Below are 23,040 nucleotides of genomic sequence, written 5' to 3' on the forward strand. Positions count from 1 at the left end.
TTCAGTCGGTCTTATACGTCGGGTGGAACAGCCCGCCGGGCGAGAGGGTGAAAATCTCCACACCATCTTCGGTCACGCCGACCGAATGCTCAAACTGCGCCGAGAGGGATTTGTCGCGGGTGACGGCGGTCCAGTCGTCGGCGAGGGTCTTGGTCTCGGCCCGGCCAAGGTTCACCATCGGCTCAATGGTAAAGAACATGCCCGGCTCAAGCACAGCACCGGTTCCGGGGCGGCCATAGTGCAGCACGTTGGGCGGCGCGTGAAAGACCTGCCCCAACCCATGACCGCAGAAGTCGGTCACGACCGACATGCGGTGGCCTTCGACAAATGTCTGAATTGCATGGCCGATGTCGCCAAAGGTATTGCCCGGCTTCACCGCCTCGATCCCGTGCATCAGGCTGTCGTGGGTCACGTTGATCAACCGCTCGGCCTTGCGCGAAAGCTTGCCCGCCACATACATGCGGCTGGTGTCGCCGAACCAGCCATCGACGATCACGGTCACGTCGATGTTCAGGATGTCGCCGTCTTTCAGCTTCTTGTCGCTGGGGATCCCGTGGCAAACCACATGGTTCACCGAGATGCAGCTGGCATGCTGATAGCCCTTGTAGCCAATCGTCGCGGATTTCGCGCCGGCGGCGTTGACCTTCTCTTCGATCAGGCGGTCAAGCTCTCCGGTGGTTTGACCGGGGAAGACATGCTCTGCGATCTCGTCGAGGATCGTGGCGGCCAGACGGCCCGCCGCTTGCATCCCCGCGTGATCCGAAGGCTCGTAAATGCGAATGCCGTCGCGCGTCTGGCGGCCTCGGTGTGCGTTGTTCACCGCTCTCTCCATCTTTGTGTTCGCTCCTATTTAGCGTGGCTTTCCGGCAAGGGCCAGTGCAGCTCAGCCCGCAAAGGGGATCGGTTGCGCCAGTGTGACGGCTTGGGGCGTGATATGGGTGCCGATGGCGTAGATTTCCAGCCCCGCCGCCCGCGCGGCTTGGGACGCGGCGGCGTAGGTCGGGTCGATATCGGCGGCGAGGGTCATCTGCGTGCAATCGGTGCGCTGCACCAGATACAGCAGCACGGCGCGGTGCCCGGCCTGCGCCATCCGCGCCAGTTCGCCCAAATGCTTCGCCCCGCGTGCGGTGACGCTGTCGGGGAATTCGGCCAGACCCGTTCCGCGTGAGAGGGTGACCGATTTCACTTCGACATAGGCATCGGGCAGGCCATCACCGCGCAGCAGGAAGTCGATGCGGGAGTTTTCGCCGTATTTCACCTCGGGCCGCACCTCGGTGTAAGCCGCGAGCGGAGCCACTTCGCCCGCGATCAGCGCCGCCTTCATCGCGCGGTTGGGCAGGGCGGTGTCGACCCCGGTGAAATGGCCGTTCTCATGGTCGACCAGCCGCCAGCCGTAGTTCAGCTTTTTCTTCGGATCGTCGTTCGGCTCCAGCCAAATCCGGCTGCCCGGTTCCGCCAGCCCCATCATCGAGCCGGGGTTGGCGCAATGGGCGATCACTTCCTCGCCCGTATCCTCCAGCCTGCAATCGGCCAGAAAGCGTTTGTAGCGGCGGATCAGCCGGGCGGGGACAAGTTGGGTTTGAAAGCGCATGAGGCGCGGCCTATACCGAAGGGACGCCATCCTCAAGGAGCCACCTCCATGTCAAACCCCACCGCCGCGATGATCGTGATCGGCGACGAAATTCTCTCGGGCCGGACCCGCGACAGCAATATGCATCACCTTGCGGGAGAGTTGACGAAAGTGGGGATCGACCTCAAGGAGGTGCGCGTGGTGTCGGATGATCATGGCGCGATCATCGCCGCCGTGCAGGCACTCTCAGGTGCCTATGCCCATGTGTTTACCTCGGGCGGCATCGGGCCCACGCATGATGACATTACCGCCGATTGCATCGCCGCCGCCTTTAACCGTGATATCGACGTGCGCGACGACGCGCGCGAGATACTGGCCGAACACTACGCCCGCGCGGGCACCCAGATGAACGAGGCCCGCCTGCGCATGGCGCGCATTCCGGATGGTGCCGCGCTGATCGAAAACCCGGTCTCTGCCGCGCCGGGGTTCGTGGTTGAGAATGTGCATGTCATGGCCGGGGTGCCGACGGTCTTTCAGGCGATGGTTGCCAGCGTCCTGCCGGGGCTCACAGGCGGCCAACCCCTGATCAGTGAGACGCTGCGCATCGACCGGGGCGAGGGTGATATTGCCGGGCCTTTGGGCGCGCTGGCCGAGGAATACCCGCATCTGTCGATGGGCAGCTACCCGTTTCAGAAAGACGGCATTTTTGGCGCGCATGTGGTGATCCGGGGCAGCGATCCGGGGATGGTCGAAGCGGCGATGGTCAAGCTCAAGGCCGCCTTCGCATGAGCGAGGCGCAGGCGTTTTTTGATGCGGGCGACGCGACATGGCCCGCCGCGCGGCGGTTTGATCACGGGCCATGGACCTTGCGCGAAGGGCAGGGCGGCGGCAAACGCGTCTCGGCGGCGACGACACGCGGGGCGATAACCGACGCCGACATTCCGACCGCCGAAGCGGCGATGCGCGAGATGGACCAGCGCCCGCTGTTTATGGTCCGCGCGGGGGAAGATGACCTCGACGCGCTGCTGGCCGCACGGGGCTACGACGTGGTCGATCCGGTCAAGGTGCTGAGCGCGCCGATTACCCGGCTTACGGATGTGCCGATGCCCCCGGTCACCGCCTTTTGCATCTGGGAGCCGCTGGCGATCATGGCCGAGGTCTGGGCCGCCGGAGGGGTCGGCCCTGCGCGTCTTGCCGTGATGGACCGCGCCGCGACCAAAACAGGCATCCTTGCGCGCTGGAACGAGAAACCGGCGGGCGTGGCCTTTGCCGGGGTGCACGAGGACATCTGCATGGTGCACGCCGTCGAAGTGCTGCCGCATCAACAGCGCCAAGGTGTGGCCACTTGGATCATGCGCGCCGCCGCCCATTGGGGGCAGGCGCAGGGGGCCACGCGGCTTTCGGTGCTCTGCGTCGATACCAATACCCGCGCGCAGGCGCTCTATGCCAAGCTGGGCTTTGCCCCGGTCGGGCACTATCATTACCGTCAAAACACCGAGTGAAGGATAAGACCATGGCCAACGACATGCCCACCGCCCTTGATCTGCCGATGGTCGATCCGCTGCCCGAAGCGACGCAGAAGTATTTCGACATCTGTCAGGAAAAGCTCGGGATGGTGCCGAATGTTCTGCGGGCCTATGCCTTTGACATCGACAAGCTGAACGCTTTTGCGGGCATGTATAACGATCTGATGCTGGGCGATAGCGCGCTCAGCAAGCTTGAGCGTGAGATGATCGCGGTGGCGGTGTCCTCGGTCAACAAATGCTACTACTGCCTTGTGGCCCATGGGGCAGCGGTGCGCGAAATGTCGGGCGATCCGCAATTGGGCGAGGCGCTGGTGATGAACTACCGCGTGGCCAAGATTACGGCCAAACAACGGGCCATGCTGGATTTCGCGGTAAAGCTGACCGAGGCCAGCGCCAAGGTCGAGGAGGCCGACCGTCAGGCGCTGCGCGATGCGGGTTTCGCTGACCGGGATATCTTTGACATCGCCAGTGTGGCCGGGTTCTTCAACATGACCAACCGGATGGCCAGTGCCACCGACATGCGCCCGAACGACGATTACCACGCGCAGGCGCGATGAGCCGGGCGGGGGTTGCTGCGGTTCTGCTCGGGGTGCTGCTGGCGGCTCCCGCGGCGGCGCTTGAATTGGCGCTGCCCAGCACCGCGCGCCTGACGGCAGAGCGTAACACCGCGCCGGACCGCTATGCCGCGCCCGTGGGTGTCTATGCCGAAGGGCAGGTGGCGCGGGTCAATGTGGATGGCAGCGTGCGCCGCGCCGCGTGGCGGATGGACACGCCGGGGCTGACCGCCTTGCAGGTGATGCGCCCGCTGCGGCGACAGCTGGGCGAAGCGGGATTTGACATCGTGCTCGACTGTGCCGCGCGGGAATGCGGCGGCTTTGATTTTCGCTTTGCGGTGGAGGTGCTGCCGGGGCCGAACATGTATGTGAACCTGCGGGCTTTCCACTTCATCACCGCCCTGCGACGGGGCGAGGACGGAACGCCGACCGAGGCGATCAGCATCCTTGCCAGCACGGCGGCGACCTCGGCCTATGTGCAGATCATCCAAGCCCGCAGCGGCGACGCGCCCGAAGGGGAAAGCACCCCCATCACGCCAGAGGCGACTGCCGAGGTGCCGCTTGCCACTGCGACGGGCGATTTCGCAGAAACCCTGAAGGTCGACGGCCATCTGGTGCTCAACCGGCTGGAGTTCGAGACCGGCACCTCCGCGCTTGGACCCGGCCCCTTTGCCACCCTTGAGCGGCTAGCCGAGTTGCTCAAGGCCGAGCCGGATCTGCGCGTGGCACTGGTGGGCCATACCGATGCGGTGGGCAGTCTAGACGCCAACACCGCCCTGTCGCGCAGACGGGCCGAGGCGGTACGGGACCGTTTGGTGCAGAGCTATGACGTGGCCCCCAGCCGGGTCGAGGCGCAGGGTGCCGGCTATCTCGCGCCGCGGGCCAGCAACCTGACCGAAGCGGGCCGCGAGCAGAACCGCCGGGTTGAGGTGGTTGTGCTCTCTGCCGAGTAGGCTATTTCGTGACCGTCATCTGGGTGGCCAGCAGCAGGTTCGTCTCGCTGGAGCTCACCCCCTGAATGCGGCGGATTTGGCCCAGCACGCTGTCCAACTCTTCGACGGTCTCGGTCCCCGTTTCGACGATCAAATCCCATTTGCCATTGGTCGCATGGATCGCCTGCACGGCGGGCATGCCCGCAAGGATACGCTTGATCCGGTCGGTGCCCGCCCCTTCGATGGCCAAGAGCGTATGGCCCCGGATCGGGCTGTGGCGCATGTCTTCTTTCAGGATCAGTGTAAAGCCCAAGATCGCGCCGGAACTGACCAGCCGTTCCACCCGCGCGCGGACCGTCACCCGCGACAGACCGGTGGTGGCCGCCAGCGCGGAATAGGACATGCGCGCGTCGCGGCGCAGTTCTGCGATGATCTTGTTGTCGATCTCGTCCATGGGGGATCCCGTTTGCTTTGTTGAATAGGGTTTACGGCAGCGCGGGCAGGCTGGCCAGTCTTTGGGGATGCGCAATTGACGGCGGCGGGGAAACCCATAATCTGCCGCGGAAAGGATTTCCTCCATGCAAAGCCGCGCGCCCCTGTTCACCCCGGTCCTGATGGTCGGTTGTATCATCATCATGGTCAGCTTCGCCGTGCGGGCCTCTTTCGGTGTCTTCCAGATACCGATTGCCGAGGAATTCGCATGGGCGCGCAGCGAATTCTCCCTCGCCATCGCGATCCAGAACCTCGCCTGGGGCATCGGCCAGCCGATCTTCGGCGCGTTGGCCGAAAAGATCGGCGACCGAAAGGCGATCATCATCGGCGCGGTAGTCTATGCGGTGGGGCTGCTTTTGTCGGCCAATTCCGCCACTCCGATAGAGCATCAAACCTATGCTTGGCTGGTGGGGTTTGGCATCGCGGGCACGGGCTTTGGCGTGATCTTGGCCGTGGTGGGCCGCGCCGCGTCGGATGACAACCGCTCCATGTCGCTGGCCATCGCCACCGCGGCGGGCAGTGCGGGGCAGGTCTTTGGCGCGCCGGTGGCAGAGTGGATGCTGAGCTTCATGTCGTGGCAGATGACCTTTGTCAGCTTCGCGGGCGTGATCCTTGCGATGCTGCTGACCCTGCCGATGATGCGCGCGCCCACGATGGCGAGCCGGGCCGAGCTTGAGGAGTCGATGGGCCAGATTCTCGGCAAAGCCTTCCGCGATCCGTCCTATACGCTGATCTTTCTGGGCTTCTTCTCCTGCGGGTATCAGCTTGCCTTCATCACCGCGCATTTCCCGGCCTTTGTGACCGAGATGTGCGGCCCAATCTTGGCCGGAGGTGTGCTGCACAACATCGGCATTACCACCACCTCGGCGCTTGGCGCTGTGGCGATCTCGCTCATCGGCCTCGCCAATATCGCGGGCACCTTGCTGGCGGGCTGGGCGGGCAAACGCTATTCCAAAAAGTATCTGCTGGCGGGGATTTACGTTGGGCGCACGGTGATCGCAGCGGCCTTTATCATGTTCCCGATCACCCCGGTGACGGTGATCCTATTCTCCGTCGGTATGGGCGCGCTGTGGCTGGCGACGGTGCCGCTGACCTCGGGCCTTGTCGCGCATATCTACGGGCTGCGCTATATGGGCACGCTTTATGGGATCGTCTTTTTCAGCCACCAGTTGGGCAGCTTCCTTGGCGTTTGGCTGGGTGGGCGGATGTATGACATCTATGGCAGCTATACCGGCGTTTGGTGGGTCGGCGTGGCCGTGGGGGCGTTCAGCGCCGTGGTCCATCTGCCGATCCGCGAGAAACGGTTGGAGGGGCTGGTGACCGCTTAACGCGCGCGCCAACGCTCAAGGATGTGGCGCGCGGTCATCAGGTCCAGATGCGCGCCGCCGCCGTTCTTGAACAGGGTAATTTCATCGTCGCTTTGGCGGGTGAAGGCTCCGAGATCGTAGTAATCCGCGATCAGATGTGCGCGGGTAATGGTGCCTGCCTCAAGCGGGATGTTGATTTCGCCGATATGGCCGATGGTGGTGTCGAAACTGTCGACAAAGACCCGCGCGCGCAGGAGCGCCGTGTCGTCGACCTCGCGCATGTCGGGGCGGTAGGCGCCGATCAGATCGACGTGCTGGCCGGGTTGCAACCAGTCGCCCATGATCAGCGGGTCGGTCGACATGGTGGCGGAGGTGACGATATCGGCGGCGCGCACGGCCTGTTCCAGATCGGTGGCCACGTTGATCTTAAGCTCGGCCGCCATCGCCTCGGCGTTTTTGGCGGTGCGGTTCCAAACGGTGAAACGCGCCTGCGGGAAGGCGGCGGAGTAGGCGGCGTGCAGCGCGCGGCCTTGGGTGCCCGCGCCAACGATCAGGATGTTCTCGCTGTCGGGTCGCGCCAGCCGGCGCGCGGCGAGCAGGCTATCGCCAGCGGTCTTCCATTTGGTGACGAGGTGGAAATCCACGATCGCGGCGAGCGTGCCGGTTTCGTCATCAAACAGAGACACGCCGCCGTTGACCATCGGGACCTCGCGGTCGGGATTGCCGGGGAAGATCGTGGCGGATTTCACCGCAATGCCCAGCCCGTCGATCCATGCCGCGCGGCTGAGCAGCGTGTCCTTGCCGCGATAGAGGAAAGTGTCACCAATCTCGGCCTTGGGGAGGTCATGGCCCGTGGCCAGCGCATCGGTGAGCGCAATCCAATCCAGCAGCGCTTCGCCTTCGTCGAAGGAGATGTTGGGGATGTCGGTCATGCGGCCTCCTCCCGGTTTAGCACTCCGGCGGCGACAAGACGGTCGGCCCAGCCCTGCGGCCCGGTGAAGTGATGCGTCTGCCAGCCGCGCGCGGCGGCGGCGGCGATATTGTCGGCGCGGTCATCGGTAAAGAGCAGCGCTTCAGGCGGCAGGCCGCTGCCTTGCTCCACGGCTTCGTAAATCGATGGCGCGGGTTTGATCATGCCCAGGTGGCCGGAAATGAAATCGCGGTCGAACTCGCGCAGAAAGGGGTAGTGCGTGGCGGCAAGATCATAGCTTTGGATGCCAAAGTTGGTGAGCGAGAAGACCGGCACGCCGCGCGCCTGAAGCGCCTTCATCAGCCGCAGGGAGTGGTCGATCACTGGCGCGGCCATGTCGATCCAGCGGTCATGCCAGAGGCGGATTTCGTCGCCCCACTCGGGCGTCGCTTCGGCCATGGCATAGATCGTGTCGCGGAAGTTTTCGCCGCTGTCGACGCGGTCGTTCATGCCGTGCAGATCGACGGCAGCGAACATCGCGCGGCGGCGGTCTGCGCCGATGACGCTGTCGTAAAAGCGTTCGGGTTGCCATTCGATCAATACGTTGCCGATGTCGAAAACGACCGCCTGAGGTGTCATATCACTTGCCCTATCAATTCCTAAACGCGGGGCTAACCCCGCGCTGCCGCGCGCAATTCCCGCTCCAATGCCTCTAGGAAGCGGGAGCGGTCGGCCTTTGTAAACCCCTTGCCGCCGCCTTGGCGAAAGGGGTCTGCGGCGCGCAGGTCGGTCATCAGATCGCGGGTCGCCAGCACGTTGCCGATGTTGGCCTGCGTGAGGGCCTCGCCGTTGTGTTTCAGCACCCTTGCCCCGGCTTCCACGCATTTCGCGGCCAGCGGGATATCCCCCGTGACCACCACATCGCCGGACCCGCAGCGGTCGGCGATCCACATGTCGGCGATGTCGGGCCCGTCAGGCACGATCACCACCTCGACCAGCGGGTTCTGCGACATGCGCAAGCCCCCGTTCGAGACGAGGAACATCTTGACCTTATGGCGGGTCGCCACCCGCTCGGCTTCGGCTTTGACGGGGCAGGCGTCGGCGTCGATGTAGAGCGCGGTCATGGCTTAACCCGCATAGAGCGCGTCGGCGTGGAAGGCGACGTGATCTTCCATAAAGCTCGCCACGAAGAAATAGCTGTGGTCATAGCCCGGCTGCATGCGGAAGCTGCCTTGCTGGCGTTTCGCCGCCATGGCCTCGGCCAATGCTTCGGGTTTTAGCAGGTCAAGGAACTGATCGCTGCTGCCTTGGTCGATCAGGATGGGGCCATCAAAGCCCTTTTCGCGCATCAGCAGCGTGCTGTCATGCCTAGCCCATGTGGTTTCATCCGTGCCTAGATAGGCGCTGAGTTGCTTCTTGCCCCAGTCGCTCGACGTAGGGTTGGTGATCGGCGCGAAGGCCGAGACCGAGAGGAACCGCCCCGGCAGGTTCATCGCCAGCGTCAGTGCGCCGTGGCCGCCCATGGAGTGCCCGGTGATGCCCTGCCGCTCCATATCGAGGGCGAAGTTCTCGCTGATCAAGCCGGGCAGTTCCTCGGCCAGATAGTCCCACATCTGGTAGTGTTTGGCCCAAGGCTCCTGCGTGGCATTCACATAGAACCCCGCGCCTTTGCCGAGGTCGTAAGCGTCATCATCCGCCACATCCTCGCCCCGCGGGGAGGTATCGGGGAAGACGACAGCGATGCCATGTTCCGCCGCCCAAAGCTGCGCGCCCGCCTTGGTCATCGCGTTCTCATGAGTGCAGGTCAGGCCCGACAGATACCACAGCACCGGCACCGGGCCGTCCTGCGCCTCGGCGGGGAGGAAGAGGCCAAAGGTCATGTCGCAGCCGCAGGCGTCGGAGTTGTGGGAGTAAACCCCCTGCGTGCCACCGAAACAGGCGTTTTCCGAGATGGTTTTCATGGCAGCGTTCCTTTCGAACTTGAATGTGTCACAGGGCCGAAACCCAGCCTACGACAAGGCTGACGGTCACGATACTAACTGTGGTTGAGACGAGAATGGCGGCAGAGACCCGCTGAGGGGCGACGCCATAATGTTGGGCGAGCATATAGACATTGCCCGCCACCGGCAGTGCTGCGGCGGCGATGATGACCCCGGCTTTGTAGGGATCGACCCCGAAAAGAAACAGCGCACCAAAGGCCACGAAAAGCGGGTGCAGCACGAGTTTGCAAAAGGTCAGCCAGCCCGCGATCTCAATCCGCTCGGCGGATTTGGAAGCCAGCGACGCGCCGATGGCAAAGAGCGCCCCGGGGGTGGCAGCCCCGCCGAGGATGGCGAGGAATTCGTTCAGCGGTACTGGGATCGGGATGCCGAAGCCGGACCAGAGGAACCCCAAGGTGATGGCGACGATCATCGGGTTTTTCAGCAGCCCCAGTCCGACGATCTTGAGCGTCGCCAGCCGCAACTGCCCCTCGCGCGACCCGGTGATCAGGATCACGATGAGGCTGGAAAAGATGATCATGTCGACGGTCAGCGCCAGCAGCACGGGGCCGATCGCCTCGGGCCCCAGAAGCAGTGTCAGCATCGGCACGCCCAGAAACCCGGTGTTGCCGATCACGGCGCATTGCGCCTCGATCCCGTTGGTCGCTACGTCGAGCCTGCGCAGGAAACCGACGAGGCTGGCAATGGCATAAACGAAAGCCGTGCCCCAAAGATAGGCGGCGACAAGGCGGCTGTCCCACACCTCGGCCAGTGACAGATTGGCGGAAAAGCGAAACAGCATTGCCGAAAGGGCGAAATAGAACACGAATTTGGTGAGATAGGCCGTCGCTTCGGCTGAGAAGAACCGCGTGCGCCCGGCCCAGTAGCCAAGGCCGATCAGCGCAAAGAACGGCAGGGTTTTCAGGAAGATCGCGACCATGGGTAAAGCATTAGCCAGCCCGCCCTTGGGGTGCAATGGGGCATGGCCCTTTGCCTTACCCTGAGCCGATCAGCACCCCGGCGGCAAAGACCAATGCGCCGCCCAGCACCACTTGGAACGCGGCGCGAAAGAAGGGTGTTTCCATGAACTTATTCTGGATCCACGCAATGGCCCAAAGCTCTACAAAGACGACGATGATCGCCACGACAGTTGCGGTCCAGAAGTCGGTGATCAGGTAGGGCAGCGCGTGGCCCAGCCCGCCCACCGTGGTCATCACGCCCGAGGCTACCCCGCGTTTGATCGGAGAGCCGCGGCCCGACAGTTCCCCATCGTCCGATGCCGCCTCGGTGAAGCCCATTGAGATGCCCGCCCCGACGCTCGCCGCAAGGCCGACGAGGAAGGTCGTCCAAGTGTTATGGGTGGCAAATGCGGTGGCAAAGATTGGCGCGAGGGTCGAGACCGACCCGTCCATCAGACCCGCCAGCCCGGGCTGGACCCATGTCAGGAGAAACTGCCGATGCGCGCGGCTGTCTTCGTCGCTGCGGCTGTCGCTGTTAAGGTGTTTCTCGGTCAAATCCTGCGCGCTGTTGTGGTGGCCAGCCTCGGCAGCGGCCAGATCGCCTAACAACTGCCGTGTCGCCGCGTCTGACGTGCGCGCGGCGGCGGCAAGGTAGAACCGCTCGGCGTCCTGTTCCATCGCGGCGGCCTCTTGTCGAATACGCTCTAGCGACAGGTTCTCGATCAGCCAGACCGGGCGGCGCGCGTAGTAGCCCGAGACATGTTCGCGCCGGATCAGCGGGATGACATCCCCGAAACGGGCGCGGTGCAGGTCGATCAAGCGGCGGCGGTGTTCGTTTTCCTCCTCGGCCATCCCGTCAAAGACGGCGGCGCTGTCGGGGTAGGCCTCGCGCAGCCTTTCGGCATAGTCGCGGTAGATGCGCGCGTCATCCTCTTCGGAGGAGATGGCCAGCGCCAGCACCTCTTGTTCGCTCAGGTCTTTGAAACGTTTGCGGCTGAGAGAAAATCGCATCGAGAAGGCTCCGTGGTCTGGCCCTCACAGTAGGGCCATCGGCGGGTTCCAGCAAATGCAAAGCGCCTTGCCCTTGGCGGCGCGCGTGATGGACCTACCTGTTGCGGGATGGTCGGCCCTTGCTCCGACGCCACGCGAATAACGAGGTTTGGAACATGAGATTAGTTTTCTTGGCACCCCTATTGGTGGCGGGCTGCGCCGAAGTTGCGACAGCGCCGGTGCAAAACCCCATTCCGGCCCCAGCTGCGCCGACGGGGCAGATTACGCCACCGACGGCCACAACAACACCGCCCGCACAGACCGCGCCACGCCCCGCACGGACAGAAGCGCGCGCCTCCACGACCAAGCCCAAACCCCTGCCCAATTCGGTGATCGACGCGGTGAATGAGCCGTCTAGTAACTCTAGCAGTTCGAGCAGTTCCAGCACGCCTACCGCGCCCACGCCTGCCAAGCCACTGGCGGAAACCTGCAAAGAAGGCAGCTGGTGGGGTCTGATTGGCCGTCCCCGCGCGGCGGCAAACATCGTGTCCGAGCCCAAGCGCGTCTATACCGAGGGCGACCCGGTGACGATGGATGCCAACCCCAACCGCACCAACATCGTGTTGGACGCGGAAGGGAAAATCGCCAAGGTCACCTGCGGCTAGGCTAGGTTTTCGGTCTAGCCCTTCGGACGCTTGTCGAGAATGCGCACGGCTTTGCCCTCTGACCGGGCAACGCCGCCTACGTCCATGACCTCGACCTTGACCGAGATGCCGACGGTTTGCTTGATCTGCGCCGAGAGCGCTTTGATCGCGGTGGCGCGGGCGTCGGGGGTCACGCTGGCATCGGCGCATTCGCAGAACACGCGCATCTGATCCATTCGGTCGGGCCGCGACAGTTCGATCTGGAAATGCGGGGCAAGCCCCGGCGTGGCCATCAGCGCTTCTTCGATCTGGGTGGGGAAGACGTTGACGCCGCGCAGGATGATCATGTCGTCGCTGCGGCCCGTCACCTTCTCCATCCGGCGCATAGACCGTGCGGTTCCGGCCAGCAGCCGGGTCAGGTCGCGGGTGCGGTAGCGGATGATCGGGAAGGCCTCTTTGGTCAGCGAGGTAAAGACCAGCTCGCCCATCTCGCCATCTTGGACCGGAGCACCCGTTTCGGGGTTGATGATCTCGGGGTAGAAGTGATCCTCCCAGATGTGCAGCCCGTCCTTGGTCTCCACACATTCCATCGAAACGCCCGGCCCCATGACTTCGCTGAGGCCATAGATATCGACCGCATGCATGTCGAAGGCCTGTTCGATTTCCAGACGCATGGCGTTGGTCCAAGGCTCGGCCCCGAAGATGCCCACCTCAAGCGAAGATTGGCGCGGGTCGATGCATTGGTTGGCGAATTCATCCAAAATCGACAGGGCGTAGGAGGGCGTCACCGTGATGCCTTTGGGCTGGAAATCTTCGATCAGCCGCACTTGGCGCGGGGTCATCCCGCCCGAGATTGGCACGGTCGACAGGCCAAGCGCATCGGCCCCAAGGTGAATGCCCAAGCCGCCAGTGAACAGCCCATAGCCATAGGCGTTGTGCAGCATATCGCCGGGACGCATCCCCGCCGCGCGCAGGGAACGGGCGACGACTTGGCCCCAGTTCGCCAGATCATCCTTGGTGTAGCCCACCACCGTCGGCTGCCCGGTGGTGCCAGATGATGCGTGAATGCGCGCCACCTGATCGCGCGGCACGGCGAACATGCCAAAGGGGTAATTGTCGCGCAGATCGGTTTTGACGGTGAAGGGAAAGCGCGAGAGATCGGAAAGCTGTTTCAGATCGTCGGGGTGCACGCCTGCATCGTCAAAGCTCTGCTTATAGAAGGGCACGTTGTCATAGGCGTGGCGCAGGGACCATTTCAGACGGTCCAATTGCAGGGCGCTGATCTCGTCCCGGCTGGCGATCTCAATTGGGTCGAGCGTATCCTTCGCGGGGGTCAGGTCTTTCATCAGGTCGGCTCCTCCTCGGTAAATAGCTGGCCCTTGATGCTGCGGGAGAGCCCGCGAAACAGGGCCACGACACGGTCATCCTCACCCGTGACGGTCACATCATAGATGCCCGACCGCCCGCTGCGCGACACTTCGCGTGCGGTGGCGGTCAGCCGCTCCTCTGGCTGACCGGGGCTGAGATATGTGATCTGGTTCTGCTGGGCGACGGTGGTCTGGTTGTAGCTGTTGCAGGCAAAGGCAAAGGCGCTGTCGGCAAGGGTAAAGATGAAACCACCGTGGCAAATCCCGTGACCGTTCAGCATGTCCGGGCGCACCGACATCGACAAAACCGCGCCGCCGGGGGTGACATCGTCGATGGTCATGCCCAATCCGGCAGAGGCGGAATCTTGGGCGAACATCACCTCGGCACATTTGCGGGCGCGGGCTTTTGGGGTCATTCCATCGGGCCTTTGTGTTTCATTTTTTCGATTGGTTGCACAATTCTGTAACGCTTTCAAGAAATTTTGAGCGGCGCATTCGGCCATGTCAGGGCTTGATTTGGCCCCCGTCAGGGTCAACTGTAAAGCCATGAGCATAGAGCCCCCATCGCCGATCACGGCTTTCGAGCGCCCCGCCGAACAGGTCGCATTCCACCGCACGGAACTGTCGCTGATTCTATCGCTTTATGGCCGGATGGTCGCCGCCGGAGAGTGGCGCGATTACGGGATTTCTCATCTCAAGGACGTGGCTGTCTTTTCGGTTTTCCGACGCACGGCAGAGATACCGCTTTACCGGATCGAAAAGCGGCCCAAGCTGCGCAACCGCCAAGGGATGTATGCGGTGGTGGGCACCGGCGGGCAGGTGCTTCGCCGGGGGCATGACCTTAAAGCCGTGCTGCGCGTGTTGGAACGCAAGCTGATCCGGTCGGTGGATTAAACGCCGGGGCGGCGATGTGCGGTGACCGGCCCGTCGCCAGCGGCTTCGATCCGGGCGATGGCATCGGTGATGTTTTCGTAGCTCACGGCCATCGCATGCGCATTGGCGTGGATCATCGTTTCGGCATCGACCACCAACGCGACATGGCCTTTCCAGAAGAGCAGGTCGTTGCGTTGGTAGTCACCGTCGACCGGCGCGCCCAGAGTGCGCTCCTGCTGGTCGCTGTCACCGGGGCAGGGGATGCCGCAGGCCAGCAGCGCCGCCTGCACGAGGCCGGAACAATCAATCCCCCAGCGGCTGTTGCCACCCCAGAGGTAGGGCGTGCCGAGGAACAGCGCCGCGATCTGCGCGGGGTCGGACTCTCGGCGATCGATGGGGGCAAGGTGGCCACGCGGGATATGGCCCTGCGGGGTCTCGGCAAAATCCCTGGTCTCAGCAATGACCGTGACGGGTGAGCCGTAGCTGAGGCTCAGGAGGTCGGGAGATTTCAGATCGGCGTTGGAATAGGCATGGGTGGCAGGCACGCGGACGCGATGAGTGACCCTGCGCGTTGTGCTCAGCGCGCGTTGCAGGACGTAGCCGCAATAGCCATCCTTCTCGGCCTGTACATAGGCCCAGCCCGACGCCTCATGCAGGACGGTCACCTCTTCGCCGAACAACACCTGCCGGTCGCGCGGCCCGTCGGGGCGGCGGCAGAGGTCTGCCACCGGCACCGCCACCTGCGCGGGGCGGTTTAGGGTCATCAGCGCCGGATCAGCGGCGAGGCGTGGATCGCTCATGGCTTTAGCAGGGCTGGCAGCGCGGCATAGAGCGCGCGGGTGCCTTGGCCCGCGCCGCCTTTGGGGCGGGCGGGGGCATCGGCGGGCTGCCAGCCGTAGATGTCAAAATGCGCATATTTGCTCTCGGTCACAAAACGGCGCAGAAAAAGCGCTGCGGTGATCGACCCGGCAAAGCCGCCCTTGGGCGCGTTGTCGAGATCGGCAATACCGGGCTCGATCAGCGCCTCGTAAGCGTCATGGAAAGGCATCCGCCAGACCGGATCGGCAGAGCCCGCCGCGGCGCTTTCTAGGGCCGAGACGAAAGCGGCATCGTCGCTGTAATAGGGTGCAAGGTCCGGCCCCACGGCGACACGTGCGGCCCCGGTGAGCGTCGCCATTGAGATGATCTGATCCGGTTTGTCCTCATCCGCCAGCGCCAGCGCGTCGGCCAATACCAGACGCCCTTCGGCATCTGTGTTGTTAATCTCAACCGTCAGCCCCTTGCGCGAGGTCAGGATGTCACCGGGGCGGAAGGCGTTGCCGGAGACCGAATTCTCCACCGCCGGGATCAGCACGCGCAGTTGCACGGCCATGCCGGTGGCCATGATCATATGCGCCAGACCCAGCACTGCGGCGGCGCCGCCCATGTCCTTTTTCATCAGCGCCATGGACGCACCGGGTTTCAGGTTCAGCCCGCCGGTATCAAAGCAGACGCCTTTGCCCACCAGCGTCAGCTTTGGCCCCGTGTCGCCCCATGCCATGTCGATCAGGCGCGGCGCGCGGTCGGCGGCGCGGCCAACGGTGTGGATCATTGGCAGGTTGTTCTCTAGCAGCGCATCACCGGTTGTGACTTCGATCTTCGCGCCATGCTGCTCGGCCAATTTGCGCGCGGCGGCTTCCAGATCGGGCGGCCCCATATCTGAGGCGGGGGTGTTGATCAGGTCGCGGGTCAGCATTTCACCCGTGGCCAGCGCCGCGATCTGATCGGCGTCGATCCCTTCGGGCGCGACAAGGCGGGCGGCCAGCGCGGTTTGGTCGCGGTAGCGGTCGAAACGGTAGCCCGCCAGCAGCCAGCCAAGCGCCTCGTTCGCGGCTTGGTCCTCTGGCAGGCCGCTTTCGATCCGGTAGTCCCCCGCAGGCAGGCGGGCGGCTGCGGCGGCAAGGTGAAAGCGGCCCCTGCGGCGCGCGGCTTCGGTGCCGTAGCCCGCCAATGCCAGCGCGGGGGTGCCTTCCTCCCCCGGCACCACAAGCGCCTGACCAAGAGCACCCGCAAAACCGCTGGCTTTGACCCATGCCTGCACCGGGCCGGGCTGATCGGCAAGCCAGCCTTCAAGCGCGGCCTCGCTCAAGACATGAAGCGGCAGGGCGGCGGCGGAGGGGGCGGCGAATTCGGCGGACATGACAAACCTTTGCAAATCTGGATTTGCGCGCAGCCTACCTTTTCCATCGCCACCCGCAAGCGGTCAGATCGTGATGTCGGGCAAGTCCCATATCGCGGTGAGCGACCGCTCTCCGCTGCGGATCAACCGCGACAGAGTGGCGGCGGTCGCGATGTCATCCCCCGCGTCGATACAGATCACCACATCCGCCGCCACCCGTGCGACCAGCGCCATGCCGACCTGCTCTGCAATGGCGATCAGGCGGTGCACGCTTTTGCGCAGCCCGGCGCGGTCTTGGTCCTTGTGCAGCTTTTTGCAATGCGACAGGCGCAGGGCCAATTCCTCCATCGCGCGGCAGACGACATCTTCGGCGCCCACCTCCCCAAGTTGCGTGTAGAGCAGGCCAAGCCGCTCTTGATCGACATAGACCTGCTCAGTCGGGCGTATTTGCATAAGTTGCATTGGTATCATCCTTCAATCAGCCCCCACGGCCTTGAGACAATATGGCGCGGGAAGGTGTGCAAAGGGTTGCGATGGCAGTGTCTTTTCTCTCGAATTCGTATGGTATTTGCGCTATCTGCGCTAAAACCACATCACGCATTAAGGGACGTTTACACATGGACAAGGCCAAGGCTCTGCCGTCGTATCTGTTGCAACGCTATCAAGGGTGGAAGGCGACCGGCTATGCCGAGAACCAGACATGGTACCGCCGGTTGGCCGCCGAGGGGCAGCGCCCGCGCGCGATGGTGATCTCTTGCTGCGACAGCCGCGTGCATGTGACCTCGATCTTCGGGGCCGATCAGGGCGAGTTCTTCATCCACCGCAATATCGCCAACCTCGTCCCGCCCTATGAGCCGGATGGCAAACAGCACGGTACTTCGGCGGCGGTGGAGTATGCCGTCAACGCGCTGAAGGTCGCGCATCTGATCGTGCTGGGCCATTCCAGCTGCGGCGGCGTCGCGGGCTGCATCCAGATGTGCAAAGGCAACGCGCCCGAGCTTGAGAACCAAGACAGTTTCGTGGGCCGCTGGATGGACCTGCTGCGCCCGAAATACGAGACGGTTGAAAAGGTCGAAGACCCGGCAGAGCAGCAGCTTTTGCTGGAGCGTCAGGCGGTGATGACCTCGCTTGAAAACCTGATGACCTTCCCGTGGATCAAAGAAAAGGTCGAAGATGGCACGCTGAGCTTGCACGGCCTGTGGACCGACATCGGCGAGGGAAGCTTGGAATATTACGACGCCAAGGCGCAGACCTTCGAGCCGGTTTGAGCCCATCGCAGGCGCATGAGACAGAGACGAAAAAGGGGGCCGATTGGCCCCCTTTTTTATTCATAGACTGGGGCTGAACCTCAGCCCTTTTTCAGCACTTCTCGGCCCAGCAGTTCGGCGATCTGAACGGCGTTCAGGGCGGCACCCTTGCGCAGGTTGTCGCTGACGCACCACAGGTTGATGCCGTTGTCGATGGTGCTGTCCTGACGGATGCGGCTGATGAAGGTGGCGAAGTCACCCACACATTCCACCGGCGTGACGTAGCCGCCGTCTTCGCGCTTGTCGATCACCATAAGACCCGGCGCTTCGCGCAGGATGTCGCGGGCTTCGGCTTCGTCGAGGTGGTCTTCGAATTCGATGTTGATCGATTCCGCATGGCCCACGAAGACCGGCACGCGCACGCAGGTCGCGGTGACTTTGATCGACGGGTCGACGATCTTTTTGGTCTCGGCGACCATCTTCCATTCTTCCTTGGTCGAACCGTCTTCGAGGAAGACGTCGATATGCGGAATCACGTTGAAGGCGATCTGTTTGGTGAACTTGCTGGCGGGCTTGTCATCGGTCGGGTTGTAGATGCTTTTGGTCTGATCCCAAAGCTCATCAATGCCCTCTTTGCCCGCGCCGGAAACCGACTGGTAAGTCGAGACGACGACGCGCTTGATCTTGGCGCGGTCATGCAGCGGCTTCAGCGCCACGACCATCTGCGCGGTCGAGCAGTTGGGGTTGGCGATGATGTTTTTCTTGGAATAGCCGTGCACGTCCTGCGGGTTCACCTCGGGCACGATCAGCGGCACGTCTTGGTCATAGCGGTAAAGCGAGGAGTTATCGATCACCACGCAGCCCGCTTTGGCAGCGGCAGGGGCGTATTTCTTAGTCGCTTCCGAACCCACGGCAAAAAGCGCCATGTCCCAGCCAGTGAAGTCGAAAGTGTCGAGGTCTTTGGTCTTGAGGGTCTTGTCCCCAAAGCTGATTTCCGAACCCAGCGAACGGCGGCTGGCCAGAGCCACGATCTCGTCCACGGGGAACTGACGCTCCGCGAGGATGTTCAACATTTCACGGCCCACATTGCCTGTGGCACCGACGACGGCGACGCGATAACCCATCTGATTACTCCAGTCTGTCCAATTAAATTTGACGCCATTTAACGTGCCTGCGGGGCATTGGCTAGGGCCAGCCGCGCGCGGGCAGGGCAGAGCGTCGTTCTGCCGGGGTTAAAGAACCTTGATGACGTCCTTGTTGATCGCCAGCATATAGCCACGCCGGGCGATGTTCTTGACCAGCAGTTCCGACACCAGTTGGTTGCCCAGGGTGTCGCGCAAGCGCTTGATCCGCGTGGCCCCTGCGGCCTCATCACAGTCGGCCGCGTTGCGGCCCGATATCATGCCTTCGATCTCGGACCCTGACAGCACGTCATCGTCCATCCGCGCTTCGGCGAGAACCGACATCGTCTCCATCGCGGCGGCGGTGAGTTTGAAACCAAGATTGTTGAGGTAAACGGTATTCTCTTCGCGGCTGATCAGCAGGGAATTCACCTGAATGCCGGTCCGCTCAATCTGGGCCATGCGGCGGTTAAAGCCGACCAGCATGAACAAAAACACCATTGCCGCGACCAGCATGGCGCTGGCAAAGACCAGCAGCACGACGATCACGATGCGGTAGCTGGCCAAAGTCTCAGAGAATGCAGTGCCGGACTGGGCGAGGATTTCGAGCAGTTTGATCTCGGCTTGGGTGGTCAGATCGTCATTCTCGATAAAGATCCGCTCAACCCGAGCGTTAAAGACGTTCGCATCCGGCAGCGCCCAAAGCAGGACAAGCGCCCCGACCAAAAGCACGGCGACCACGGCGGCGATGCCACCGATCACGAAACGCCCGCCAAATCTGCGCATGTCAGAAGCGGAGGTAGAATGTTCCTGCACTGTCTTTCCTTTGATCCAAGCCTTCGTCACCGAAGACAGACAGCACATTCAACAATGTCCAGCCCTCCGCTGCAAGACGCGGCGTGAGTTCGGTTTCGGCGGAGGCTGGCTCGCAGGCCCCGGAAATCTGCGCCACCCCGTAATGGAGGCGCAGCGGATTGTCTTGCTTTGCCTTGTAATCGGCAAAGCATCCAGCCGTTGCCGCAGCGGGCAGGGCCAGTATGACCGCCAGCGCGGTCAGTAAGGAGAGACATGGATTTTTCATATGTTTTTAATGCGCTTTCGCCCGCTGTTATTCAATAACCAAGGCGTTTTGGACGCCTTGTTATTGGATAACGCCCCCCTGTTATTGCCTGTCTTTGGCCCTCACCCCAATTTGGTGGCACCAACAGACACACGAACCGATACGCGGTCCCCGAGTTATGACCGCATACGATCAAGGGCGCAGCAACGCGCCGATAAACGAGAAGGGACCAGACCCATGTACCGCAAGTTCATTGCTACCATCGCCGCCGCAGCGGTTGCCATCACCGCTTTTGGTGCCCGCCCTGCCGCCGCCGATGAAAAGGAAGTGTTGCGCACCCTCGCCGCGATTGCGGGCGTCGCGATCGTGGGCAAGATGATCTACGACAACAACAAAGAGCGCAACGAGCGCGAAACCGTCACCCGGCGCCGTGCCGCCCCCGTCTATGAGGCGCCGCGCTATTACCCCACGGTTTCCAAGCGGCCGCACCAGCGCCCCTACATCGATCCGCGCCCCGAACCGCGCCGCAGCGCCCGGAGCTATCCTGAGCGCGACCGTGCCACCTACCCTGAGCGCGAAGTGCGCCCCCTGCCAGAGCGGGTGGACCGCAAGCTGCTGCCGCAGCAGTGCTTCCGCAGCTATGACGGCGAAGACGGCAAGGTGATGATGTTTGGCGAGCCCTGCCTTGAAAAGAATTATTCCCAAGTCGACCGACTGCCCAACTACTGCGCCAAGCGCGTGAAGACGGCGGACGGCGCACGCTACGGCTATGATGCCCGCTGCCTGCGCGACTCGGGTTACAGCTTGGCCCGTCGGTAACACCGGCGTGCCTTGACCGAGCGGCACGTCCCTGTCGCTCGGGTGTTGAAAGGGGGGGTGTTCGGGCGCCTCCCCTTTCTCTTTTTTGTTGCACCTTTTCGGCGCATGCGGTTTCACCTCGCCCTATGATACCTGACTTTGAATTTGAACGCGGCGCGGCTGCCCGCGGCTTTCGCACCATTGCCGGGGTGGATGAAGTGGGCCGTGGCCCGCTGGCCGGGCCGGTCACCGCCGCCGCCGTGGTCTTTACCGAAGGGCAAATCCCCGAAGGGCTGAACGATTCCAAAAAGCTGACCGCCCGCGCTCGTGAACGGCTCTATGAAGAGATCATGTCGGTAGCCGTGGTTTGCGTGGCCCATGCCACCGTCGAAGAGATCGAAGAACACAACATCTTGCGTGCCAGCCATCTGGCGATGACACGCGCGCTGGCCGGGCTGGCCTGTGCGGCGGATTACGCATTAATCGATGGCAATATGCTCCCGCGCGATCTGAGCCTTCCGGCGCAACCTGTGGTGAAGGGGGACGCGCGCTGCCTGTCCATTTCGGCGGCTTCCATCGTAGCCAAAACCGTGCGCGATAACCTCATGGTGGATTTGGCGCAACAGCATCCCGGCTATGGCTGGGAAACCAATATGGGCTACGGATCGAAAAGCCACATGGCCGCGCTGCAGGATCTTGGTGTGACCCCACACCATAGACGTTTGTTCAAGCCGGTACACAATATCTTGTATCAAGCCAATTTGTTAACCGATTGATTCAAAAAAGAAATTGACCACGAATCGTTGATGGCCCATTTTATCCACAACCAATGAGCGCTTAAGCGCCGGGTAATGAGGCAGAGATATGAAAACGATGACAAAGGGCGCTGCGGCGCTTCCCTTGAACACTATTGTTGCGGGCGATTGCATAGAGGCAATGAACGCCCTTCCAGCAGAGTCGGTGGATCTGATCTTCGCGGATCCGCCCTACAACTTGCAGTTGCGGAGTGATTTGCATCGCCCGGACAACTCCAAGGTCGATGCAGTTGATGACGAATGGGACCAATTCGCCAGCTTCAAAGCCTATGACGAATTCACCCGCGCTTGGCTTAAAGCCGCACGGCGTTTGCTGAAACCCGATGGCGCGATCTGGGTGATCGGCAGCTATCACAACATCTTCCGCGTCGGCGCGGCGCTACAGGACCAAGGTTTCTGGATCCTTAATGACGTGGTTTGGCGCAAGTCCAACCCGATGCCGAACTTCCGCGGCAAGCGCTTTACCAACGCTCATGAGACAATGATTTGGGCCGGCAAGAGCGAGAACAGCAAATACACCTTTAACTACGAAGCGCTGAAGGCGCTGAACGAAGGCATCCAGATGCGCAGCGATTGGGTGCTGCCGATTTGCACCGGCCATGAGCGTCTGAAGGACGAAGCAGGCGACAAGGCGCATCCGACGCAAAAGCCCGAAAGCCTGCTGCACCGCATCCTCGTTGGTTCGACCAACCCCGGCGATGTGATCCTCGACCCGTTCTTTGGCACCGGCACCACCGGCGCTGTCGCCAAGATGCTGGGCCGCGATTTTATCGGCATCGAGCGTGAGGCAGCCTATCGCAAGGTTGCCGAGAAACGCATCTCGATGGTGCGGAAGTTCGACAACGAAGCGCTGCAAACCACCACCTCCAAACGTGCCGAGCCGCGCGTGCCCTTCGGCCAGTTGGTCGAGCGCGGCATGCTGCGCCCGGGCGAGAACCTCTATTCCATGAATGGCCGCCACAAGGCCAAGGTCCGTGCCGATGGCACCCTGATTGGCAGCGATGTCAAAGGGTCGATCCATCAGGTGGGCGCGGCCTATGAGAAAGCGCCAAGCTGCAATGGCTGGACCTATTGGTGCTACAAAAAAGATGGCAAGAATGTCCCCATCGACATTCTGCGTCAGCAGATCAGAGCCGAAATGGCGAACTGATCGACCCACAGACATTCGAACACCGCCGGCACCCGTGGCCCCCATGCGTGGGGGCAGCCACACGGGTGCCTACCTTGACCCCGCCCCATGGCGGGGTTTTTTTGTCGGATCGGCCTAATTCACCCACCGTTTGCGGGCCTGAAACTCACGCAGCACGGCATCAATATAGCGGGCATCGAAATCGGATTTATTCACCACGTAGAGCACCCCGGCAGAGGCGGCTTTTTCCCACATGCCGGGGGAGGGCCAATCGCTGACCATAATCACCGGCGTCTGCGCATGGCGGTCGTCGCAGGCCAGCTCCAACGCGAAATTCGCGCCCAACCCGTCGGGCAGGTTGTTGTCGAGCAAAATGAGCGCCTTGTCCCCCGCGCTCAGCGCCTTGCGCGCGGCGTCGATGCTGGGGGCGAACTCCACCCGCATCCCGCCATAGGCGCGGGCCAGAACGCGGCGCAGCCTCTCTCTGTCAAACTCACTGTCCTCGACGATCAGACAGGTGCCATCATAGGCCACCCCCGAGGGCGCTTGCTGTTGCTGCATCAATACCACTCCACTGGTAACAATCTCAGCCTATGTGACAGGCAAAGT

29 protein-coding genes are annotated in these 23,040 nt (G+C 62.6%); 11 read left to right on the forward strand and 18 right to left on the reverse strand.

Going from position 1 to position 23,040, the window contains the following annotated elements; translation table 11 throughout:
- Position 1 precedes the first annotated feature (1 nt).
- Both map and sfsA read right to left on the reverse strand, forming a co-directional pair.
- Positions 2-832 (reverse strand): type I methionyl aminopeptidase, encoded by an 831-nt coding sequence (map, locus tag K3758_RS01690; RefSeq protein WP_120349970.1) that lies wholly within the window; start codon positions 830-832, stop codon positions 2-4.
- A gap of 51 nt (positions 833-883) precedes the next feature.
- Positions 884-1,591, reverse strand: coding sequence for a DNA/RNA nuclease SfsA (sfsA, locus tag K3758_RS01695; protein WP_259947149.1), 708 nt, complete (start codon positions 1,589-1,591; stop codon positions 884-886).
- A gap of 48 nt (positions 1,592-1,639) precedes the next feature.
- Here sfsA and K3758_RS01700 point away from each other — a divergent pair, with 48 nt between their 5' ends.
- From K3758_RS01700 to K3758_RS01715, 4 genes are read left to right on the forward strand one after another with little or no spacing between them, the layout of a single operon-like run.
- Entirely contained in the window at positions 1,640-2,359 is a 720-nt protein-coding gene (locus K3758_RS01700; protein ID WP_259947150.1) for a molybdopterin-binding protein, read from the forward strand.
- Complete coding sequence (locus K3758_RS01705) at positions 2,356-3,072, forward strand: GNAT family N-acetyltransferase (protein WP_259947151.1); 717 nt, start codon at positions 2,356-2,358, stop codon at positions 3,070-3,072. Before K3758_RS01700 ends, K3758_RS01705 begins: the two co-directional genes overlap by 4 nt.
- A gap of 11 nt (positions 3,073-3,083) precedes the next feature.
- Complete coding sequence (locus K3758_RS01710) at positions 3,084-3,653, forward strand: peroxidase-related enzyme (protein ID WP_259947152.1); 570 nt, start codon at positions 3,084-3,086, stop codon at positions 3,651-3,653.
- Complete coding sequence (locus K3758_RS01715; protein WP_259947153.1) at positions 3,650-4,603, forward strand: OmpA family protein; 954 nt, start codon at positions 3,650-3,652, stop codon at positions 4,601-4,603. Before K3758_RS01710 ends, K3758_RS01715 begins: the two co-directional genes overlap by 4 nt.
- A gap of 1 nt (position 4,604) precedes the next feature.
- Here the strand turns inward: K3758_RS01715 and K3758_RS01720 are convergent, their stop codons facing one another.
- Positions 4,605-5,036: an Lrp/AsnC family transcriptional regulator gene (locus K3758_RS01720; protein WP_007118685.1), complete on the reverse strand. Its 432-nt coding sequence runs from the start codon at positions 5,034-5,036 to the stop codon at positions 4,605-4,607.
- Between the two features lie 124 nt (positions 5,037-5,160).
- Here K3758_RS01720 and K3758_RS01725 point away from each other — a divergent pair, with 124 nt between their 5' ends.
- On the forward strand, positions 5,161-6,402 hold the full coding sequence (locus tag K3758_RS01725) for an MFS transporter (protein WP_259947154.1): 1,242 nt from the start codon (positions 5,161-5,163) through the stop codon (positions 6,400-6,402).
- Here K3758_RS01725 and K3758_RS01730 read toward each other — a convergent pair.
- From K3758_RS01730 to mbfA, 6 genes are read right to left on the reverse strand one after another with little or no spacing between them, the layout of a single operon-like run.
- The gene (locus K3758_RS01730) at positions 6,399-7,313 is read right to left on the reverse strand and encodes an ornithine cyclodeaminase family protein (RefSeq protein ID WP_259947155.1); all 915 of its coding nucleotides are present in this window, start codon (positions 7,311-7,313) and stop codon (positions 6,399-6,401) included. The genes K3758_RS01725 and K3758_RS01730 overlap by 4 nt on opposite strands.
- Positions 7,310-7,930, reverse strand: a complete 621-nt coding sequence (locus tag K3758_RS01735) for an HAD family phosphatase (RefSeq protein ID WP_259947156.1) — start codon at positions 7,928-7,930, stop codon at positions 7,310-7,312. The genes K3758_RS01730 and K3758_RS01735 overlap by 4 nt, the downstream gene beginning before the upstream one ends.
- A 32-nt stretch (positions 7,931-7,962) precedes the next feature.
- On the reverse strand, positions 7,963-8,415 hold the full coding sequence (locus K3758_RS01740; RefSeq protein WP_259947157.1) for a YaiI/YqxD family protein: 453 nt from the start codon (positions 8,413-8,415) through the stop codon (positions 7,963-7,965).
- Between the two features lie 3 nt (positions 8,416-8,418).
- A complete protein-coding gene (fghA, locus tag K3758_RS01745; protein ID WP_259947158.1) occupies positions 8,419-9,252 on the reverse strand; it encodes an S-formylglutathione hydrolase in 834 nt (277 codons plus the stop codon).
- A 28-nt stretch (positions 9,253-9,280) separates the two neighbouring features.
- Positions 9,281-10,210, reverse strand: coding sequence for an AEC family transporter (locus K3758_RS01750; RefSeq protein WP_067622181.1), 930 nt, complete (start codon positions 10,208-10,210; stop codon positions 9,281-9,283).
- Between the two features lie 55 nt (positions 10,211-10,265).
- Complete coding sequence (gene mbfA / locus K3758_RS01755; RefSeq protein ID WP_259947159.1) at positions 10,266-11,240, reverse strand: iron exporter MbfA; 975 nt, start codon at positions 11,238-11,240, stop codon at positions 10,266-10,268.
- 155 nt (positions 11,241-11,395) lie between these two features.
- Between mbfA and K3758_RS01760 the strand changes: the two genes are divergently transcribed.
- The gene (locus K3758_RS01760) at positions 11,396-11,884 is read left to right on the forward strand and encodes an I78 family peptidase inhibitor (RefSeq protein WP_259947160.1); all 489 of its coding nucleotides are present in this window, start codon (positions 11,396-11,398) and stop codon (positions 11,882-11,884) included.
- Between the two features lie 14 nt (positions 11,885-11,898).
- Here K3758_RS01760 and paaK read toward each other — a convergent pair whose 3' ends face one another.
- Positions 11,899-13,209: a phenylacetate--CoA ligase PaaK gene (paaK, locus tag K3758_RS01765; protein WP_259947161.1), complete on the reverse strand. Its 1,311-nt coding sequence runs from the start codon at positions 13,207-13,209 to the stop codon at positions 11,899-11,901.
- Entirely contained in the window at positions 13,209-13,646 is a 438-nt protein-coding gene (paaI, locus tag K3758_RS01770) for a hydroxyphenylacetyl-CoA thioesterase PaaI (RefSeq protein ID WP_259947162.1), read from the reverse strand. Before paaI ends, paaK begins: the two co-directional genes overlap by 1 nt.
- 130 nt (positions 13,647-13,776) lie before the next feature.
- Between paaI and K3758_RS01775 the strand changes: the two genes are divergently transcribed.
- Positions 13,777-14,124 (forward strand): DUF2794 domain-containing protein, encoded by a 348-nt coding sequence (locus tag K3758_RS01775; protein WP_259947163.1) that lies wholly within the window; start codon positions 13,777-13,779, stop codon positions 14,122-14,124.
- On the opposite strand, the gene K3758_RS01780 is transcribed toward K3758_RS01775, so the two are convergent.
- The 3 genes from K3758_RS01780 to K3758_RS01790 all read right to left on the reverse strand — a co-directional run bounded on the left by K3758_RS01780 (position 14,121) and on the right by K3758_RS01790 (position 16,723).
- A complete protein-coding gene (locus K3758_RS01780; protein WP_259947164.1) occupies positions 14,121-14,903 on the reverse strand; it encodes a C40 family peptidase in 783 nt (260 codons plus the stop codon). The genes K3758_RS01775 and K3758_RS01780 overlap by 4 nt on opposite strands.
- Positions 14,900-16,282 (reverse strand): M17 family metallopeptidase, encoded by a 1,383-nt coding sequence (locus K3758_RS01785; protein WP_259947165.1) that lies wholly within the window; start codon positions 16,280-16,282, stop codon positions 14,900-14,902. The genes K3758_RS01780 and K3758_RS01785 overlap by 4 nt, the downstream gene beginning before the upstream one ends.
- A 63-nt stretch (positions 16,283-16,345) precedes the next feature.
- Positions 16,346-16,723, reverse strand: coding sequence for a hypothetical protein (locus K3758_RS01790; RefSeq protein WP_067623578.1), 378 nt, complete (start codon positions 16,721-16,723; stop codon positions 16,346-16,348).
- A gap of 155 nt (positions 16,724-16,878) precedes the next feature.
- Between K3758_RS01790 and K3758_RS01795 the strand changes: the two genes are divergently transcribed.
- On the forward strand, positions 16,879-17,529 hold the full coding sequence (locus K3758_RS01795; RefSeq protein ID WP_067942032.1) for a carbonic anhydrase: 651 nt from the start codon (positions 16,879-16,881) through the stop codon (positions 17,527-17,529).
- Between the two features lie 80 nt (positions 17,530-17,609).
- Here K3758_RS01795 and K3758_RS01800 read toward each other — a convergent pair whose 3' ends face one another.
- The 3 genes from K3758_RS01800 to K3758_RS01810 form a co-directional block, all read right to left on the reverse strand.
- Positions 17,610-18,632, reverse strand: coding sequence for an aspartate-semialdehyde dehydrogenase (locus K3758_RS01800; protein ID WP_067623574.1), 1,023 nt, complete (start codon positions 18,630-18,632; stop codon positions 17,610-17,612).
- A 108-nt stretch (positions 18,633-18,740) separates the two neighbouring features.
- Positions 18,741-19,415 (reverse strand): hypothetical protein, encoded by a 675-nt coding sequence (locus K3758_RS01805; protein WP_082849503.1) that lies wholly within the window; start codon positions 19,413-19,415, stop codon positions 18,741-18,743.
- 1 nt (position 19,416) lies between these two features.
- Positions 19,417-19,710, reverse strand: coding sequence for a hypothetical protein (locus K3758_RS01810; RefSeq protein WP_067265999.1), 294 nt, complete (start codon positions 19,708-19,710; stop codon positions 19,417-19,419).
- A 216-nt stretch (positions 19,711-19,926) separates the two neighbouring features.
- Here K3758_RS01810 and K3758_RS01815 point away from each other — a divergent pair, with 216 nt between their 5' ends.
- From K3758_RS01815 to K3758_RS01825, 3 genes are all read left to right on the forward strand, one after another.
- Positions 19,927-20,508 carry a hypothetical protein gene (locus K3758_RS01815; protein WP_259947167.1) on the forward strand — a complete coding sequence of 194 codons (582 nt, stop codon included), beginning with the start codon at positions 19,927-19,929 and terminating at the stop codon, positions 20,506-20,508.
- Positions 20,509-20,633: 125 nt separating this feature from the next.
- Positions 20,634-21,263, forward strand: coding sequence for a ribonuclease HII (locus K3758_RS01820; protein ID WP_259947168.1), 630 nt, complete (start codon positions 20,634-20,636; stop codon positions 21,261-21,263).
- Positions 21,264-21,351: 88 nt separating this feature from the next.
- Positions 21,352-22,452: a site-specific DNA-methyltransferase gene (locus K3758_RS01825; RefSeq protein WP_259947170.1), complete on the forward strand. Its 1,101-nt coding sequence runs from the start codon at positions 21,352-21,354 to the stop codon at positions 22,450-22,452.
- Between the two features lie 114 nt (positions 22,453-22,566).
- Here the strand turns inward: K3758_RS01825 and K3758_RS01830 are convergent, their stop codons facing one another.
- Positions 22,567-22,992 carry a response regulator gene (locus tag K3758_RS01830; RefSeq protein ID WP_259947172.1) on the reverse strand — a complete coding sequence of 142 codons (426 nt, stop codon included), beginning with the start codon at positions 22,990-22,992 and terminating at the stop codon, positions 22,567-22,569.
- Between the last annotated feature and the right edge of the window lie 48 nt (positions 22,993-23,040).

Source organism: Sulfitobacter sp. W002 (assembly GCF_025142135.1).
Taxonomy (GTDB): Bacteria; Pseudomonadota; Alphaproteobacteria; order Rhodobacterales; family Rhodobacteraceae; genus Sulfitobacter; species Sulfitobacter profundi.

Bases quoted from the DNA above. Each gene is read 5' to 3' on its own strand.
- map (WP_120349970.1), bottom strand. From the start codon at position 832: ATGGAGAGAGCGGTGAACAACGCACACCGAGGCCGCCAGACGCGCGAC.
- sfsA (WP_259947149.1), bottom strand. From the start codon at position 1,591: ATGCGCTTTCAAACCCAACTTGTCCCCGCCCGGCTGATCCGCCGCTAC.
- K3758_RS01700 (WP_259947150.1), top strand. From the start codon at position 1,640: ATGTCAAACCCCACCGCCGCGATGATCGTGATCGGCGACGAAATTCTC.
- K3758_RS01705 (WP_259947151.1), top strand. From the start codon at position 2,356: ATGAGCGAGGCGCAGGCGTTTTTTGATGCGGGCGACGCGACATGGCCC.
- K3758_RS01710 (WP_259947152.1), top strand. From the start codon at position 3,084: ATGGCCAACGACATGCCCACCGCCCTTGATCTGCCGATGGTCGATCCG.
- K3758_RS01715 (WP_259947153.1), top strand. From the start codon at position 3,650: ATGAGCCGGGCGGGGGTTGCTGCGGTTCTGCTCGGGGTGCTGCTGGCG.
- K3758_RS01720 (WP_007118685.1), bottom strand. From the start codon at position 5,036: ATGGACGAGATCGACAACAAGATCATCGCAGAACTGCGCCGCGACGCG.
- K3758_RS01725 (WP_259947154.1), top strand. From the start codon at position 5,161: ATGCAAAGCCGCGCGCCCCTGTTCACCCCGGTCCTGATGGTCGGTTGT.
- K3758_RS01730 (WP_259947155.1), bottom strand. From the start codon at position 7,313: ATGACCGACATCCCCAACATCTCCTTCGACGAAGGCGAAGCGCTGCTG.
- K3758_RS01735 (WP_259947156.1), bottom strand. From the start codon at position 7,930: ATGACACCTCAGGCGGTCGTTTTCGACATCGGCAACGTATTGATCGAA.
- K3758_RS01740 (WP_259947157.1), bottom strand. From the start codon at position 8,415: ATGACCGCGCTCTACATCGACGCCGACGCCTGCCCCGTCAAAGCCGAA.
- fghA (WP_259947158.1), bottom strand. From the start codon at position 9,252: ATGAAAACCATCTCGGAAAACGCCTGTTTCGGTGGCACGCAGGGGGTT.
- K3758_RS01750 (WP_067622181.1), bottom strand. From the start codon at position 10,210: ATGGTCGCGATCTTCCTGAAAACCCTGCCGTTCTTTGCGCTGATCGGC.
- mbfA (WP_259947159.1), bottom strand. From the start codon at position 11,240: ATGCGATTTTCTCTCAGCCGCAAACGTTTCAAAGACCTGAGCGAACAA.
- K3758_RS01760 (WP_259947160.1), top strand. From the start codon at position 11,396: ATGAGATTAGTTTTCTTGGCACCCCTATTGGTGGCGGGCTGCGCCGAA.
- paaK (WP_259947161.1), bottom strand. From the start codon at position 13,209: ATGAAAGACCTGACCCCCGCGAAGGATACGCTCGACCCAATTGAGATC.
- paaI (WP_259947162.1), bottom strand. From the start codon at position 13,646: ATGACCCCAAAAGCCCGCGCCCGCAAATGTGCCGAGGTGATGTTCGCC.
- K3758_RS01775 (WP_259947163.1), top strand. From the start codon at position 13,777: ATGAGCATAGAGCCCCCATCGCCGATCACGGCTTTCGAGCGCCCCGCC.
- K3758_RS01780 (WP_259947164.1), bottom strand. From the start codon at position 14,903: ATGAGCGATCCACGCCTCGCCGCTGATCCGGCGCTGATGACCCTAAAC.
- K3758_RS01785 (WP_259947165.1), bottom strand. From the start codon at position 16,282: ATGTCCGCCGAATTCGCCGCCCCCTCCGCCGCCGCCCTGCCGCTTCAT.
- K3758_RS01790 (WP_067623578.1), bottom strand. From the start codon at position 16,723: ATGCAACTTATGCAAATACGCCCGACTGAGCAGGTCTATGTCGATCAA.
- K3758_RS01795 (WP_067942032.1), top strand. From the start codon at position 16,879: ATGGACAAGGCCAAGGCTCTGCCGTCGTATCTGTTGCAACGCTATCAA.
- K3758_RS01800 (WP_067623574.1), bottom strand. From the start codon at position 18,632: ATGGGTTATCGCGTCGCCGTCGTCGGTGCCACAGGCAATGTGGGCCGT.
- K3758_RS01805 (WP_082849503.1), bottom strand. From the start codon at position 19,415: ATGCGCAGATTTGGCGGGCGTTTCGTGATCGGTGGCATCGCCGCCGTG.
- K3758_RS01810 (WP_067265999.1), bottom strand. From the start codon at position 19,710: ATGAAAAATCCATGTCTCTCCTTACTGACCGCGCTGGCGGTCATACTG.
- K3758_RS01815 (WP_259947167.1), top strand. From the start codon at position 19,927: ATGTACCGCAAGTTCATTGCTACCATCGCCGCCGCAGCGGTTGCCATC.
- K3758_RS01820 (WP_259947168.1), top strand. From the start codon at position 20,634: ATGATACCTGACTTTGAATTTGAACGCGGCGCGGCTGCCCGCGGCTTT.
- K3758_RS01825 (WP_259947170.1), top strand. From the start codon at position 21,352: ATGAAAACGATGACAAAGGGCGCTGCGGCGCTTCCCTTGAACACTATT.
- K3758_RS01830 (WP_259947172.1), bottom strand. From the start codon at position 22,992: ATGCAGCAACAGCAAGCGCCCTCGGGGGTGGCCTATGATGGCACCTGT.